Origin of the sequence: Dyella lutea, from assembly GCF_024158035.1 — a bacterium.
GTDB classification, from domain to species: domain Bacteria; phylum Pseudomonadota; class Gammaproteobacteria; order Xanthomonadales; family Rhodanobacteraceae; genus Dyella_A; species Dyella_A lutea.
This window is the reverse complement of record NZ_JAMZEK010000004.1, coordinates 105296-118715: the sequence shown is the minus strand read 5'-3', so window position 1 is coordinate 118715 and position 13420 is coordinate 105296. Positions and strand designations below refer to the sequence as shown.

The following is a 13420-nucleotide window of genomic DNA, read 5'->3' as shown; positions in this document are numbered from 1 at the left end:
GCCCATGGCTCGCAGGAAGCGCATCGGATGCCCCAGCGTGTCATCCCGCAAGGCAACGATCGCCGCCCCCGCATTTTCACCGACGCCGACCAGCACCGCGGGCCGCAGGGCCCGCCACGCCAGCGCGCTGCGGATCCGGTCGCCGCCGTGTCGCGATGACGCCCCGCTCGCCCCAGCGGACGAACCGTTCAGGATCGGACGATGCCGCGAAGTACCGGCCACACCCCACGGTGCGCCCGCTCGTCCTCCTTTCGCTGGACTGGATGCCGGCGCTTCGGTGAGGATAAAAGACAAATGGCCGCCCCCCCCACGCCGCCCGGAGAACTGCTGCAACTGCTTCCCGAGGCGGTGGTGCAGACGGACGCGCTGTGGACCATCACCTACCTGAATCCCGCCTGGCAAAAGCTCACGGGCCATTCGGTGGATGGCGCGCTCGGCCGCTCTCTGCTCGACTTCGTGCATCCAGAAGACACCGGCACCCTGCGCTCGGGCATGCCAGTGTTCCGGCTGCGCGTGGCGGACGGGGACTATCGCTGGATGCGCCTGCAGATGCAGCCGAAGACCGACGAAGCCGACCGGGTGATCAGTCGCCAGGGGGTACTGATCGAGATCACCGAGATCACCGAACAGGTATTGATCGAGGTCCGCCAGCGCTTCCTGCGGCTGCTGGAAACCATCGACGGCGTGGTCTGGGAAGCCGAACTCGGCGTCGGCAATACGTTCCTCAGCCCGCAGGTCGAGCGCCTGTTCGGCTACTCGGTGGAAGAGTGGCGGGCCGATCCGGGATTCTGGCGGCAGCATGTGCATCCCGACGATCTGCCGGCTGCGCTGGTCATCGACGACGCGGCCTACCACGCCACGCACAGCTATGCGTACGAGATGAGTTATCGCCTGATCGCCAAATCCGGTCGGGTCGTCTGGGTACGCGACCTGTGCCGGGTGGATGTCGAGGAAGGCCGCCCGAACCGCATGATCGGACTGATGATCGACGTCACCCAGCAGAAGAACACCGAGCTGGAGCTGCTGGAGTCGGACAACCGCTACGCACTGGCCACCCGCGGGTCCAATGACGGCATCTGGGACTGGAACCTGCAGACCGGCGTGCTGCACGTGTCCGCGCGCTTCAACGAGATCGTCGGACTGGAAGATGCCGGCCCCCTGCACGACGACGCATGGCACTTCCTGCAACAGCTCATCGACCCCGATGACCATGAGCGGGTGCAGGCCGCGTACCGCCGGCACCTGGCGGGCCACCGCCCGAACTTCTCCGTGGATTTTCGCGCCCGCCAGGGATCGGGACGGCTGGTGTGGCTCAACTGGCGCGGGGTCGCCCAGTTCGAGGACGGCGTTGCCGTGCGGATGGCCGGGTCACTGAGCGACCTGGCCGAACGCGGCAGCTCCTACGACGCCTTGACCAACCTGCCCGGCCGGCCATTGTTTCGCGATCGCCTCGAGCACGCCATCGCACTGCATCAGGACCGGTCGTCCAGAGGTGGCGAGGCGCAGACCGCAGGCGACAACACCATGTTCGCCGTGCTGCTGCTGGACCTCGATCGCTTCAAGGCCGTCAACGACACCCTCGGGCACCATGTGGGCGACCAGCTCCTGCAGCAGGTGGCACGCCGGCTCGAATCCTGCGTGCGGGCGATCGATCTTGTCGCACGCATGAGCGGGGATGAGTTCAACGTGCTGCTCGAGTCGGTCGATCACGACGGCGCCACCGACCGTGCCCACCAGATTGCCTCCGCGCTCGCGGCCCCCTACCACATCGGCCCGCATACCGTGACTTGCGGCGCGAGCATCGGCGTGGTCAGCAGCCGGGCCGGCTTCGCCACCACCGACGACTACCTGCGCGCCGCGGACGCCGCCATGTACCAGGCCAAGAGCCTGGCATTGGGCGTTTGCGTTTTTTCGGGGAAGGGGCGGGAGCGGGAGTCTGAATCGAATTTGCAGAGCGGTGCCATGAAAGGAGCGCCCTGACCACCGCTCTCGATGGGAAAACGCACTCCGCACTTTTCCCGTGGAATTCATTGGTGGTAGACGGGCAACCCATATCCACGCAGGAAGGTCGCCAGGGCGGCCACCCGGTCGACCGGGATCAGGGTGCACCATTGCGTGATCAGACCGGATATGCCGTCGATCTGATAGTTGTAGACGCCTCGGTCAGGGATATCGGTGTTTGCCCGCCCTGACGGGGGCCCGAAAGTCGTCCCTATGTGGAGAATGTTGTGATGGCGCGACGGGCCATCAGTCCGCACATGGATAGGGGAATACTCATCTGCCCTGCGGGCGCTACCGCAGAACGGATCCAGATCATCGAGGCGGCGTATATAGCAATTGTGCGCGTCTCCGCGGAGCGTTTGCTCGCCTATCCAGCCCACCTTGGGCATGACGCAACTCCATGTGGAATCCGTGATTTCGTGCCCCCAGCAGAGGGCCGGATCGGGCCTTCCGGAACGCACACCCACCGAAAGTCCACCCGCCTCCTGTCCCGGCTCAATGCGCGGGGGCCTTGGCCGGCACCGGCTCCATGCGCAGCCGTTTCCGCTCATAGTCGATCAGCAACTGGTAGGCGTCGCGATAGCGGTTGGAGGCCAAAGCCCCGCGCATGATGGCCTAGATCCGCACCTTGTTTCTCCCCTCCAGCGGAGGGCGAGTCACCATCCCGTCGGTGTCGCCGACTAGGCACCCGCCACGACTTTTGCCTGCTCGGCAGACGGGCCCAGCTTCTGCCAATCCCCGGCCAGACTCTTGCGGGCCTCGGCCAGGGTGACCATTCCCTTCTGCCAATGCTCGTTGTAACGGTCACCAAACGTCATCCCGCGGCCGATCGCGGCCCGCTGGGTGGCCAGATCCAGGAGTTGCCGGCTGGCCTGCATCTGGGACATCTTCTGCGCAGCGACAACGCCATTGGCAACCACCAGGATGATGGCCGCACAACATTTCCAGTGGTTCATTCGCCCCCTCCATGACTAACCCGCATGGGCGAACCTGCACGACCCGCGCTTTGCGCACTCGGCCCAGACGAGGGTCGGTCCATCCTCATTGAACGTGCAAGGCCACATCGCCCAGTGAGAGACCAGGGCCGGAAAGCATTTTTCCGAAGTGCCCTCCTGGTCTGCCACGACCGGCGTCACCCCGGGCCGCAAGCAAGGGGACCTTTGGCAAGGAGCCGACCCGGCATGCGGGCTACGCACCGATCTCAGCGGCATCGCCATCTGCAGGACGTGCGCGAAATCTGATTGCGGGAATACCGAGCCGCTCATGTTTGCACGCAATTGACCGCCCCCGTGCACGTGCCGATGGCGCCCGCGGCACCGTTGTTGCCCTGCTCGCCGCTCGATACGACATGCGTCCCGGAGACACCCGAGCGGAAGCTGTCCGCATCGCGTCCGTTGTCCGCAACGAGTGTCCGCGGACGGACAGCGCTTTTTCCAAGCGAGGGCGAAAACGCCGTAGCCATGCGCCTTCCGACGGCATACGAGTGCTGGCACGGCCCTTGCCAGATCCACCGTTGAAAGCTTCAACCTCACTCAACGGAGAGCCGTCATGTCACTCAAAGTCGAAACCCTGCTGCTGCGGAGCCTGTTCGGAAGCTGCGTGCTGATCTGCGCGATAGGCGTCGTCAGCATGCTGCTGGCCTGAGCGGACGATTTCTTGCCCATCCGGGCAAGTGCCGCAGGCAACCCGCCTGCGTGTCGCCCTCCGGCGGAATCACCCGCCGGAGGGCAGCGGACGATGTGCATCGAGACGTTCGGCGGCACGCCGCGATCGAACGCGTGGTCCGCACATGCCGTGCACGGATACATGCCTCCCCGGGCAACCTGCACGCCTTCCCCATCGACAAGAAGGTCGTCGCTCATGAACCATGCCCTCTCGATTCGCTCCCTCTCCCGTCGTCTCGCCCGTGGTCTGGCTTCGGCCTGTGTCATGGGTGCCCTGGCCGCGGCAAGCATCTCCACGGCCAGTGCGCAGTCCACCACGGGTTCCGTCGCGGGCAAGGCGCCTGCGGGCGACAGGGTCACCGTGCACAACGAGCACACCAGTGCCCGTCGAACGGTGACGGTGGACGCCAACGGCCGCTACGCCGCATCGGACCTTCCACTGGGCAAGTACAGCGTCACGCTTGCGCGGAACGGACAGGCGATCGCCAGGTACATCCACGTGCCGGTGCTCGTGGGCAGCAGCTCCGAAGTGGACTTCACCTGCAAGCAGATCAAGTGCGAGCGGGTCGCCCGCACCCCGTAGTCACCGACAAGGCGCATCACGTGCAAGGGAAACGGCCCGACAGCAATACGCGCGGGCCTGTTTCCCGGCAGTCAGCGAGTTGGCCCCGCCACCCCCGCAAGCCCCACCCGCCCAGCAAACGATGGATCCGCGCGAACCAGCGAACGACATGCCAGGAGGACGGGTGACGGACCGCAACGTCGGTGTTCATGGCACAAGCCCCAACCCCGGTCCAGAGTTGCCGGGCAGCCATGCGATCGCAGCCTGCCCTGTCCTGTGCATCGCTGGGGTCAGGCTGGCATCGCCGGGCACGTGCATGCCGGTGCCGAAGAGCATTACCTCGCCGACGCCCCGGGCAGGCGGTCGAGGATTACGGCTGCGTCACATCGGCGCGCGCACGCCGCTCGCAGGCCGGAGCACTTCCGGATCTGCCCCATGCCGCCCGGACGACACTTCGCCATCCGCCGCCAAACAAACTTCCTCCGCCCCACCCGGAGCCGCGGGCCTCGCCCGCCCATGACATGCAGGGAGCAAGTCCGCCCCACGGGCCACCGCCGCGCACGCCCCCAGCGACACCAACGCGCTCTGCTTCTTTCCGCACGAGATCAGCTTTGCGCCGTCCTCGCGGGCGAGGACGGCGAGCAGCACCGACACTGGTCGCTGCGTCATGTGTTGGTGGCATCGCGGCGTGTACCCGAGCCACCCCAACCCACCCCTGTGCCGCCCACCGAACCGGGTGAAGGAAATCCTTCGGCCAACACAGCCTCTTGGTCGGGCACCGCCGCCCCCGCCACAAGCTCCACCCACAAGCGCTGATCGTACGGAGCCACCCCGCCGTCACCCTTCCGTTTCCCGGCATGCAAGTCTGCAAAAGCGCATGCTCGGATATGTCGACCACTCCAAGGCCTCACTCATGACCAGCATTTCAGGCACGACCTCCAACGGCTACACCTACGAGGGCGACTACGAGCAGGCCAATGCCGACCGCATCAACTGGACCGCGACCTACCGGCTCAGGGGCATCTTCTTCGGCATGCGCCACGGGCGCATCAACGAACTGCTGGACATCCCGGCAGAGGAATTCGGCGACGTGGTGAAAGACGCCATCGATCTGACCTGGGTGCAAACGAATTAGGTTTGCGCCGCCGCCCACGCGGGCGGCGGCGGCATTGACGGCGGCAAGGCCTCGACATCGGCTGCGGCGCCGTTGCCGCATCCATCCCGCCCTGCCACTGTCCCCGCCCGACCCGTCGGGGCCCCCTCACGCGGGACCGATCGAAGCCGGGCGGATGTCACGAACGGGTGGCCACGTGGCCTGCTGCGCCGGGGCGTTGAAGAAGCCGGCCCCAGGTACTCCTTCGGGCCGTCCGGGGAAACGGGATCGGCTCAAACCGGCAACGTCATGGAGTCGCGCGGGAATCCTGGTTGTCCAAGCCGCGGCTGCGTCGGCGCAGGGCCTGAGGCGACAGCCCGTAGATGCGCAGGCAAGCGCGCCGCATCCGCTCCAGGTCGAGGCCCACCTGCCTGGCGATCTGCTCCAGCGACTCGCCGGATTCCTCGATACGTGGCAGCGCCGCTTCGCAGCGCAGGCGCTCGATGGCGCGGGCGGGGGTTTCGCCGGTCTCGGCGGTGAACTGGCGCGCGAACTGACGCGGACTGATGTTCGCCACCTCGGCCAGCCGCTCCACCGAGAGCTGTTCTTTGAGGTGCGCGCGGGCGTAGGCCAGCGCATCGCGAATCCGTCCCGGAGTCGGCTCCAGATCGAGCATGGTCGAGAACTGCGACTGTCCACCGCTGCGGCGGTGATAGACCACCAGGTCGCGCGCGATGGCCTTGGATGTTTCGGCCCCGCAGTCTTCCTCGATCATCGCCAGCGCGAGGTCGATCCCAGCGGTGATGCCGGCGGACGTCCAGATGTCGTCCTCGCGGATGAAGATGCGGTCGGACTCGACCTTGATGGCCGGATAGCGCCGTTGCAGCTCGGGTGCACAGCGCCAATGCGTGGTGGCCCGGCGACCGTCCAGCAGACCCGCTGCCGCAAGGAGAAAAGCCCCCGTGCAGACACTCGCCTTGCGTCGGGCGCGGGGGGCGATGGCGCGGACGAGGTGCACCGTCTCGGTTTGCTGGTCGAACGCGTCCGGCGTCGGCGCGCCCACCACCATCAAGGTGTCGACATGTCCGCGAGGCGATGGCGCCGTGGTGTCGATCGCGATGCCGGAGCTTCCGCGCACCAGGCCGCCCTCGGCGGAGACGACACGGATGTCGTACCCGGCCTGATGAAAGTCCCTCGCCAACGTGAAGGCGCAGAGCGGGCCGCCGAGATCGAGCAACTCGAAGCCCGGGAACACCACGAACCAGAGCGTCTTCGATGTTTTTGGCCGCGCCATGGCAGATTCCGTGATTGGCAGGATAAGTGGGAATTATGTCCTTTCTGCCATGCGCGCGGGGCTCAAGATTTCTCCGTCAAACAACCCACGGCCACGGCCGACTACCGACGGAGAAAAATCGATGAACACTGCCATCCCCAACGCTTCCATCCCCAACGTGATCCTGGTCCACGGCGCCTGGGCCGACGGCTCGACCTGGTCGAAGGTGATCCCGCTGCTGGCCCGGAAAGGGCTTACCGCCACGGCTGTGCAACTGCCGTTGACTGGCTTCGACGCCGATGTGGCCGCCGTGCAGCGCGCCATCGCATTGGCGGAAGGCGAGGTGGTGCTGGTGGGCCACAGCTATGCCGGCGCCGTGATCGGCGAAGCGGGCAACGACCCGAAGGTCACTCGCATGGTCTACATCGACGCGTTCGCGCCGGACGCCGGTGAGTCGGCGGGCACGCTGTTCGCGACCTTCGAAGCCGCGCCGCTCAACGACGAAATCCGCCCGGATGCACGGGGCTACCTGAAGCTCAGCCGCGACGGCATCTTCAAGCTGTTCGCGCAGGATCTGGACGAGGCCGAGCAGGCCATCGTCTACGCCACGCAGGGCCCACTGCACGCCTCCGCGCTGGGCGGCACGCTCACCCAGGCCGCATGGCGCAGCCGGCCCACCTACTACTTCATCGGCAACCAGGATCAGGCGATTCCCCGCGTCGAGCAGGAGCGCATGGCCGCGCGCATGAACGCCACCGTGGCCCACGTCGACAGCAGCCACGTGCCGATGCTGTCGCAGCCGCAGGCGGTGGCGGACTTCATCGTTTCGGCGGCCGCCTGAGGCCACACCCGGCGCGGCCTGCTGGCCGCGTCGGCGCTATCGCGTGGTGCCCGATCTTCCATCGACGCCACGCCGGGATTCTTCGCAGGAGTGATGTCTCATGATGATCGAAGCAAACGGTATCGAGCTGCATGTGGAACAACGGGGTGCGGGCGGACCGGCGCTGGTGTTCCTGCACTACTGGGGCGGTTCCTCGCGCACGTGGCAGCATGTGGTCGACGCGCTTTCGCCCGACTATCGCACCGTCTCCATCGACCAGCGCGGTTGGGGCAAGTCCGCCGCACCGCCGGCAGGTTATGCGCTGAGCGACCTGGCCGACGACGCGCTTGCCCTGATCGACGCGCTGCACCTGGAGAGCTACCTCCTTGTGGGCCATTCGATGGGCGGCAAGGTCGCCCAGCTGGCGGCATCGCGGCGCCCCCGCGGACTGCGCGGGCTGGTACTGGTGGCGCCCGCGCCGCCGACGCCGTTGGCGCTTCCGCTCGACGCTCGCCAGGGCATGGTGCATGCCTACGACTCGCGCGAGAACATCGTTGCGACCGTGCAGCAGGTGCTCGCGCCCGGCGGCTTGTCCGAGGCCGATCTCGACACGATCATCGCCGACAGTCTGGCGGGCGCCCCGCAGGCCAAAAGCGCCTGGCCGTTGGCGACCAGCCAGGAAGACATCACGGCCGACGTGCCGAAGATCGACGTGCCGGTGATCGTGATTTCCGGCGAGCACGACCGGGTGGATCCGCCCGAAGTGCTGCTTCGCGAGCTGCTGCCGCGCATTCCTCAGGCCAAGCTGGTGGTGCTCCCGGGCGTCGGGCATCTGTTGCCGCTGGAGGCGCCGGCGGAGCTGACCCACGTGATCAAGGCCTTTGTGCTGGCACAGACCAAGGGCGGGTTCTTCGCCCTGCCCGAGACCCAGCAGGAGGTGGCACTGACCCGCTGCGGCGACTGCGGCGTGGCGCGCCTGACGGCCCGTACGACCGCGCTCCGGCATCCGTAATCGCACCGTTCTCCGGCAACCGACGCGCGGCCTCCGCGCGCAGGCGCGCCGCGCGTCGCATCAGCAACCTGCCGCTGAAGCGGCTCACCTCAACACCCTTCAATTTACTGAGGACACGTCCATGACTAACCAAGAAATCATCCAGATCCCCATCCTGCCCTTCAACATGGTCAACGCCCACCTGATCAAAACCGACGAAGGCAGCATCCTCGTCGACACCGGCATCCCCGGCTCCGAGCGCAAGATCGAACGCGTGCTGCACAAGCACGGGCTGAGCTTCAAGGACATCAAGCTCATCGTGGTGACCCACGCGCATACCGATCATGCCGGCAGCGCCGCGCGCATCCGCGAGCTGTCCGGCGCGCCGATCCTGGCGCACCAGGACGACACCGACTACTACAGCCGCAAGGTGCCGATGACCTACTGCACCACCGGCTGGGTGGGCAAGCTCTTCGTCAAGACGCCGGTGCCGCACGAGCCTTACGTGGGCTTTGCGCCGGATCTGCTGATGAAAGATGCCGAGACCATCTCGCTGAAGGACTTCGGCGTCGACGGCATCGTGCGCCACACCGCCGGGCACACGCCGGGCTCGATCGGCATCGAGCTGGCCTCGCACGATGCGCTGGTCGGCGACCTGATTGCTTCGGGCATCCTGATCGGCGGCATCGCCTTCAACGGCCACGCGATCCGCCCGCCGTTCGAGGACGACCCGCAGACCGTGGCGCGCGAGCTCGAGCGGCTCGTCAACAGCGGCGCCAAGCGCTTCCACATGGGTCATGGCGGGCCGCTGGAGGCGCCGGAGGTACTGCGCCACGCGAAGGTGCTCGCCAGGCTGCACCCGCCGCACTGCGCCTGTGGTCAACACGCACACGCATCACCATGATGCGACCCGACGTCGCCAGGGGGTACTGGTTATCCCCTGGCGGCCAGGTCGCTCGCTCGTGCAGGTGCTGGTGGCGGATCGCTTCCCCGCCGCCGTCGAGGCCCAGCTGGCCCGACCCGCCAGACCGCTCAGGATCGGGCGGCGAAGCAAGGTACGACCGCAAGTGCACTCGGCCCCCTGCCTTCCTCGCTAGGGAAAGACCGCCCCCTGCGACTCGCCATGATTCGTGCGGGCGTCATAGTCCGCATCCATCTGCCGGTGGCTCTTGATGACGTCGGCGACCAAATCGTTGATGTGCTGGACCAGCGCCTTGCAATCCGTCTCCGGACCGAGGGCGCGGGCACGGTCCACGATCTGTTGCCGTGCATCCCTGCCGATCGCAGCATGTCCATCCTCGTGCGTCCTCAATGCGGCACTGAAACGCTCCCATCGCCGCTGAAGCTTCGTCGGCGGGTGTCCGGTCGGAATCCAGTGCGGCAGGGTCATCCCGATGCTTAGCGTCGCATCGAAACGGGTCAGCTTGCATTGCCGAGGGTCGAACCGCCAGTCGTACGAGGTATCGATGCGCCACCGCGTGTAGCCATCCACCCGATGGCCGTGATCGAGGGGCCCGCTCCGCTTCATATCGTCGGCGATCGCGTCGGCAGTCGCTCCGTGCACGTCGTATGTCGTCACCGTCAACGACCCGGTCGCGTCTTCCGCGTGCGGACCGGCACTGAACGCCATCAATCCCATGAAAGCCACCTTGCAGAAAAGGGGACGTAGCAAATTAAGCCATGCAGGCGGCCCTGCTCTGCCAGATGGCGAACGAATTAAATTAGCCACGTCCCCTTTAACCCCTTTCAAAGCCGATGTTCCGCTGCACTCGCTTCAAGAAAGTGCACTCTGGCCACGATCCCGGCTAGTCACTCGTGTCCCAGCGCTTGAAGTCCATGCCGCTGATCTTGTTGGCAGCGATGATCTCAGCCATGGCGTTCTTCGCTGCATCATTGACGAAGATCCGCCCATGTATGGCCGGCTCGATGAAGATGCAGGGTACGGATGGGATCTGCGACCCGAGGAATACGGGCACCTCGGCATACGGCCCATCGAACTCCGAGTGCTCGCGATCGATGCACGACAGCACATTCGTGACGTTGTAGTAGTACTCGGTCCTGCCTTCGACGTTGATCTCCAGAAGCTGTCCGAACCGGGCCAGGAGATCGCCGAGGGCGGTGTGCACCTTTTCGTTGACCACCAGTCCCGTCGCCGTAAACGGACTGACGTCGGCGCGAGGCGGAAGTTTCCTGCGTCCTTCCTTGGGCAGTACCGCAAGCTCGGGACGGGCGTTCCAGTGAAGAGGCGCCCCGGGCACCCTGTTTTCGAACTGCGCCCAGAACGACTCGGACAGATCCGGATCGAACTGCACCTCGGGCGAAGGGCCGACCAGGGCAACGGTATTCGTGAGGAAATTGGTGATTTCCCAGACGCTCATCGTTGGTGCTCCCGCAAATACGGAAAAGTGCCGTTCAATATCTTCTTCTTGATCGACCTCAGCGCCTCGCGGCCGACGGCCGTATCCGTCGCACCGGTCCTTGCATAGGTGTCAAGCCGCCGAAAGACGGCCATGTGGTAAACGTCGGTATGAATCGGTCGATGCTTCAGCGCATCACGAAGAGAGGGCACCACTGAACGCCTGAACGCGGGAAGATGTACCCCATTGTCCTTGTCGTTGATGGCAATGCGCCACCTGAAAAGCAGCCTTCGCGATGCATGTGCCGCCTGGGCCTTGAACGCGACAATATGATGCGCCTCGGTTTCACCCTCCGGCTTCGGGTCTCCGGCGGCAGTCATGTTGGTCGCAAGCAACTTGGAGGGCTCAGGGGTGGTAGCGAGTTCCGCGAGCGCAGCCACCAGGAACATCCTCTCCGAGAGCTCCGAAAGGCTCTCTCCATTCTCGTAGCGTATGCCTTGCTTCACTTCATTCAGCCACTCCATGTTCCCCGCTTTATAGGCCAACGCAGGGTTGATCTGGTTCAGGGCAACGCGCATGTCCACCGAGTGCGTGCCGAACCTCTGGAATGGGTCGACCTTGCTTCCTGACGCTTGCTTTGCCATGTCTCATTCCCTTGATTCGAAAGGTGCAAGTGATCCTGGAGGACAACGAAAGGGCGCACGAAAAGCGCGCCCTGAGCTGGCCCGGGTTTGGCAAAAGTGCACTATGACCCCAGCCTTTTCCGCGATGAGGTATTCCAATGCAGTTCTTATCATTGACCGTTGGCGCCAGAGCGCTGCTCGGCGCACCGTTCGTACTGGCGGCCCTTTTGGGGACCACGACAACAGCGACTGCCGCGCCATCACCGCAAGTTCGCGCAGGCAACTGCGGCGCCAGCATCTATCAACTGGACGACGGCAGCAAGGTCGATGTCGGAGTGATCGATGACGATCACCTTCGGTGGCGCAAGGAGGATGGCACCACCGGCTTGCTGACCCGGAACCCGGATGGCGCATGGACGAGCACGCTGGGTTGGACGAATCGTCCGGACGGCAAGCGCGTTTCATTTGATTGCGCCGAAAACACGATCGACTTCGCCGGAGTCTCGGGCAAGCGAATCCCTTTGGAGGTCACGAACGTTGCCTTCGAAGGCGCTGGCGTGCAGCTCGCCGGACGGCTAGTGATGCCGCAAGGCACCGCCCGCGTGCCGATCGTGGTGCTGGTGCACGGCTCAGAGCACTCGTCCGCACTGGATTCCTATTCCCTGCAACGCCAGTTGCCCGCCGAAGGCATTGGCGTATTCGTGTATGACAAGCGAGGCACCGGCAAGTCGGGTGGGGTGTATACACAAAACTACCTTGAGCTGGCCGACGACACGATTGCCGCAAAAAACGAAGCCCGACTTCTGGCTGGCACACGTGCCGGTCGCATTGGCTACCAGGGCGGTAGCCAGGGCGGCTGGGTCGCCCCGCTGGCCGCGAAGATCGAGCCGGTGGATTTCGTGATCGTCGGATTCGGCCTGGCCGTGTCGCCACTCGACGAGGATCGCGAAGCCATCGCGTTCGACCTGACCAGCCGCGGTTACGGCCCAGGCGAGGTTGCCAAGGCGATGCACATCGCCGATGCCACGGCGGCAATCATCGTCAGCCATTTCCGGAAAGGCTACGACCAACTGGCCGCCGTCAAGGCGAAATACGGCAAGGAGCCATGGTTCAAATACGTGCATGGCGATATCACCTTCTTCATGCTCGAGACGCCAGAAGCCAAGCTTCGCGAAGAAGGTCCCGTGCTATTGGCAGGCGTCCCGGCGAATTACGACCCCATGCCGGTGCTGCGCAATCTCGATACGCCGCAACTCTGGATTCTCGCCGCCAACGACCACGATGCGCCAAGCGCAGAGACTGTGCGGCGCCTTCGCGCTCTGCAGGCCAGGGGCAAACCGGTCACGGTCGCAGTGTTCCCCGACACCGAACACGGCATCTACGAGTATGAAACCGCGGCGGACGGCACGCGCGTCGACACCCGCAATCCCGACGGCTACTTCGCCATGATGCGCGACTTCATCCTTCACGATCGGATCGGTGCGCAGCGTTACGGCACCAGCACGGTCTTCCGCCCTGCGAAATAAGGGACGTGGCTAATTAAGCCAGGAAAGCGCTCCGCCCTGCCAGGCGACGACTGAATTTAATTAGCCACGTCCCCTTTAAGCTGGAACGGCCGGACAAGGGTGTTGAACGTGGGCAGCTGGATTCCCTCCTTCAAGCCCTCTTCGTATTCCTCGCGCAACGAATCGAGAATGCCGCCGTACTGCTCCAGCATCTCCTGTATCTGCATGCGGTCCTCCACCTTCTCGTCCGACACTTCCCCGGCACGTGCCTGGCTTGCGCGCAACTCAAGGGTGAGGTCGCGGATCTTCGCCGCCAGCAACGGGATCACCACCGCCAAGTCGCGTTCACTGATAGCTCGCATGAGATAGGGCCTTCCAAAAAAGCAAAAAAGGAAAAAGGGCCGTGGCCAATCAAGCCCGAGCCTACCGGCAGCGGACATGCCCGCCGATCTGCAGCACCGTGGCAGCTGATCTCGCACCGGGGACTACCATGCCACGACGACCGCGTCTGGAACTGCCAGGTATCCCGCT

General features: G+C 65.0%; 14 protein-coding genes. 7 read left to right on the top strand and 7 right to left on the bottom strand.

The annotated features are described in order from the left end of the window. The first annotated feature begins 201 nt into the window (after nucleotides 1–201). Nucleotides 202–1980 carry a PAS domain-containing protein gene (locus tag NC595_RS17165; RefSeq protein ID WP_253568538.1) on the top strand — a complete coding sequence of 593 codons (1779 nt, stop codon included), beginning with the start codon at nucleotides 202–204 and terminating at the stop codon, nucleotides 1978–1980. Between the two features lie 47 nt (nucleotides 1981–2027). Here the strand turns inward: NC595_RS17165 and NC595_RS17160 are convergent, their stop codons facing one another. After that, complete coding sequence (locus tag NC595_RS17160) at nucleotides 2028–2390, bottom strand: hypothetical protein (RefSeq protein WP_253568537.1); 363 nt, start codon at nucleotides 2388–2390, stop codon at nucleotides 2028–2030. Between the two features lie 291 nt (nucleotides 2391–2681). After that, nucleotides 2682–2957, bottom strand: a complete 276-nt coding sequence (locus NC595_RS17155; RefSeq protein ID WP_253568536.1) for a hypothetical protein — start codon at nucleotides 2955–2957, stop codon at nucleotides 2682–2684. A gap of 904 nt (nucleotides 2958–3861) precedes the next feature. On the opposite strand from NC595_RS17155, the gene NC595_RS17150 reads away from it, so the two are divergent. Beyond that, nucleotides 3862–4248, top strand: a complete 387-nt coding sequence (locus NC595_RS17150; RefSeq protein ID WP_253568535.1) for a carboxypeptidase-like regulatory domain-containing protein — start codon at nucleotides 3862–3864, stop codon at nucleotides 4246–4248. A gap of 892 nt (nucleotides 4249–5140) precedes the next feature. Continuing rightward, nucleotides 5141–5362: a TonB-dependent receptor gene (locus NC595_RS17145; protein ID WP_253568534.1), complete on the top strand. Its 222-nt coding sequence runs from the start codon at nucleotides 5141–5143 to the stop codon at nucleotides 5360–5362. Between the two features lie 265 nt (nucleotides 5363–5627). Here NC595_RS17145 and NC595_RS17140 read toward each other — a convergent pair whose 3' ends face one another. Further along, the gene (locus NC595_RS17140; RefSeq protein ID WP_256489515.1) at nucleotides 5628–6614 is read right to left on the bottom strand and encodes a GlxA family transcriptional regulator; all 987 of its coding nucleotides are present in this window, start codon (nucleotides 6612–6614) and stop codon (nucleotides 5628–5630) included. A gap of 121 nt (nucleotides 6615–6735) precedes the next feature. Between NC595_RS17140 and NC595_RS17135 the strand changes: the two genes are divergently transcribed. From NC595_RS17135 to NC595_RS17125, 3 genes are all read left to right on the top strand, one after another. After that, nucleotides 6736–7434, top strand: coding sequence for an alpha/beta hydrolase (locus NC595_RS17135; protein WP_253568532.1), 699 nt, complete (start codon nucleotides 6736–6738; stop codon nucleotides 7432–7434). A 100-nt stretch (nucleotides 7435–7534) separates the two neighbouring features. After that, nucleotides 7535–8425 carry an alpha/beta fold hydrolase gene (locus tag NC595_RS17130; protein WP_253568531.1) on the top strand — a complete coding sequence of 297 codons (891 nt, stop codon included), beginning with the start codon at nucleotides 7535–7537 and terminating at the stop codon, nucleotides 8423–8425. 121 nt (nucleotides 8426–8546) lie between these two features. Continuing rightward, nucleotides 8547–9308, top strand: coding sequence for an MBL fold metallo-hydrolase (locus NC595_RS17125; protein ID WP_253568530.1), 762 nt, complete (start codon nucleotides 8547–8549; stop codon nucleotides 9306–9308). Nucleotides 9309–9497: 189 nt separating this feature from the next. On the opposite strand, the gene NC595_RS17120 is transcribed toward NC595_RS17125, so the two are convergent. The 3 genes from NC595_RS17120 to NC595_RS17110 form a co-directional block, all read right to left on the bottom strand. Next, nucleotides 9498–10043: a DUF922 domain-containing protein gene (locus tag NC595_RS17120; protein WP_253568529.1), complete on the bottom strand. Its 546-nt coding sequence runs from the start codon at nucleotides 10041–10043 to the stop codon at nucleotides 9498–9500. A gap of 166 nt (nucleotides 10044–10209) precedes the next feature. After that, complete coding sequence (locus tag NC595_RS17115; RefSeq protein WP_253568528.1) at nucleotides 10210–10782, bottom strand: hypothetical protein; 573 nt, start codon at nucleotides 10780–10782, stop codon at nucleotides 10210–10212. Continuing rightward, the gene (locus NC595_RS17110; RefSeq protein WP_253568527.1) at nucleotides 10779–11405 is read right to left on the bottom strand and encodes an AHH domain-containing protein; all 627 of its coding nucleotides are present in this window, start codon (nucleotides 11403–11405) and stop codon (nucleotides 10779–10781) included. The genes NC595_RS17115 and NC595_RS17110 overlap by 4 nt, the downstream gene beginning before the upstream one ends. Nucleotides 11406–11542: 137 nt before the next feature. Between NC595_RS17110 and NC595_RS17105 the strand changes: the two genes are divergently transcribed. Beyond that, nucleotides 11543–12910, top strand: coding sequence for an alpha/beta hydrolase family protein (locus NC595_RS17105; RefSeq protein ID WP_253568526.1), 1368 nt, complete (start codon nucleotides 11543–11545; stop codon nucleotides 12908–12910). A 56-nt stretch (nucleotides 12911–12966) separates the two neighbouring features. On the opposite strand, the gene NC595_RS17100 is transcribed toward NC595_RS17105, so the two are convergent. After that, the gene (locus tag NC595_RS17100) at nucleotides 12967–13227 is read right to left on the bottom strand and encodes a hypothetical protein (protein ID WP_253568525.1); all 261 of its coding nucleotides are present in this window, start codon (nucleotides 13225–13227) and stop codon (nucleotides 12967–12969) included. Nucleotides 13228–13420 lie beyond the last annotated feature (193 nt).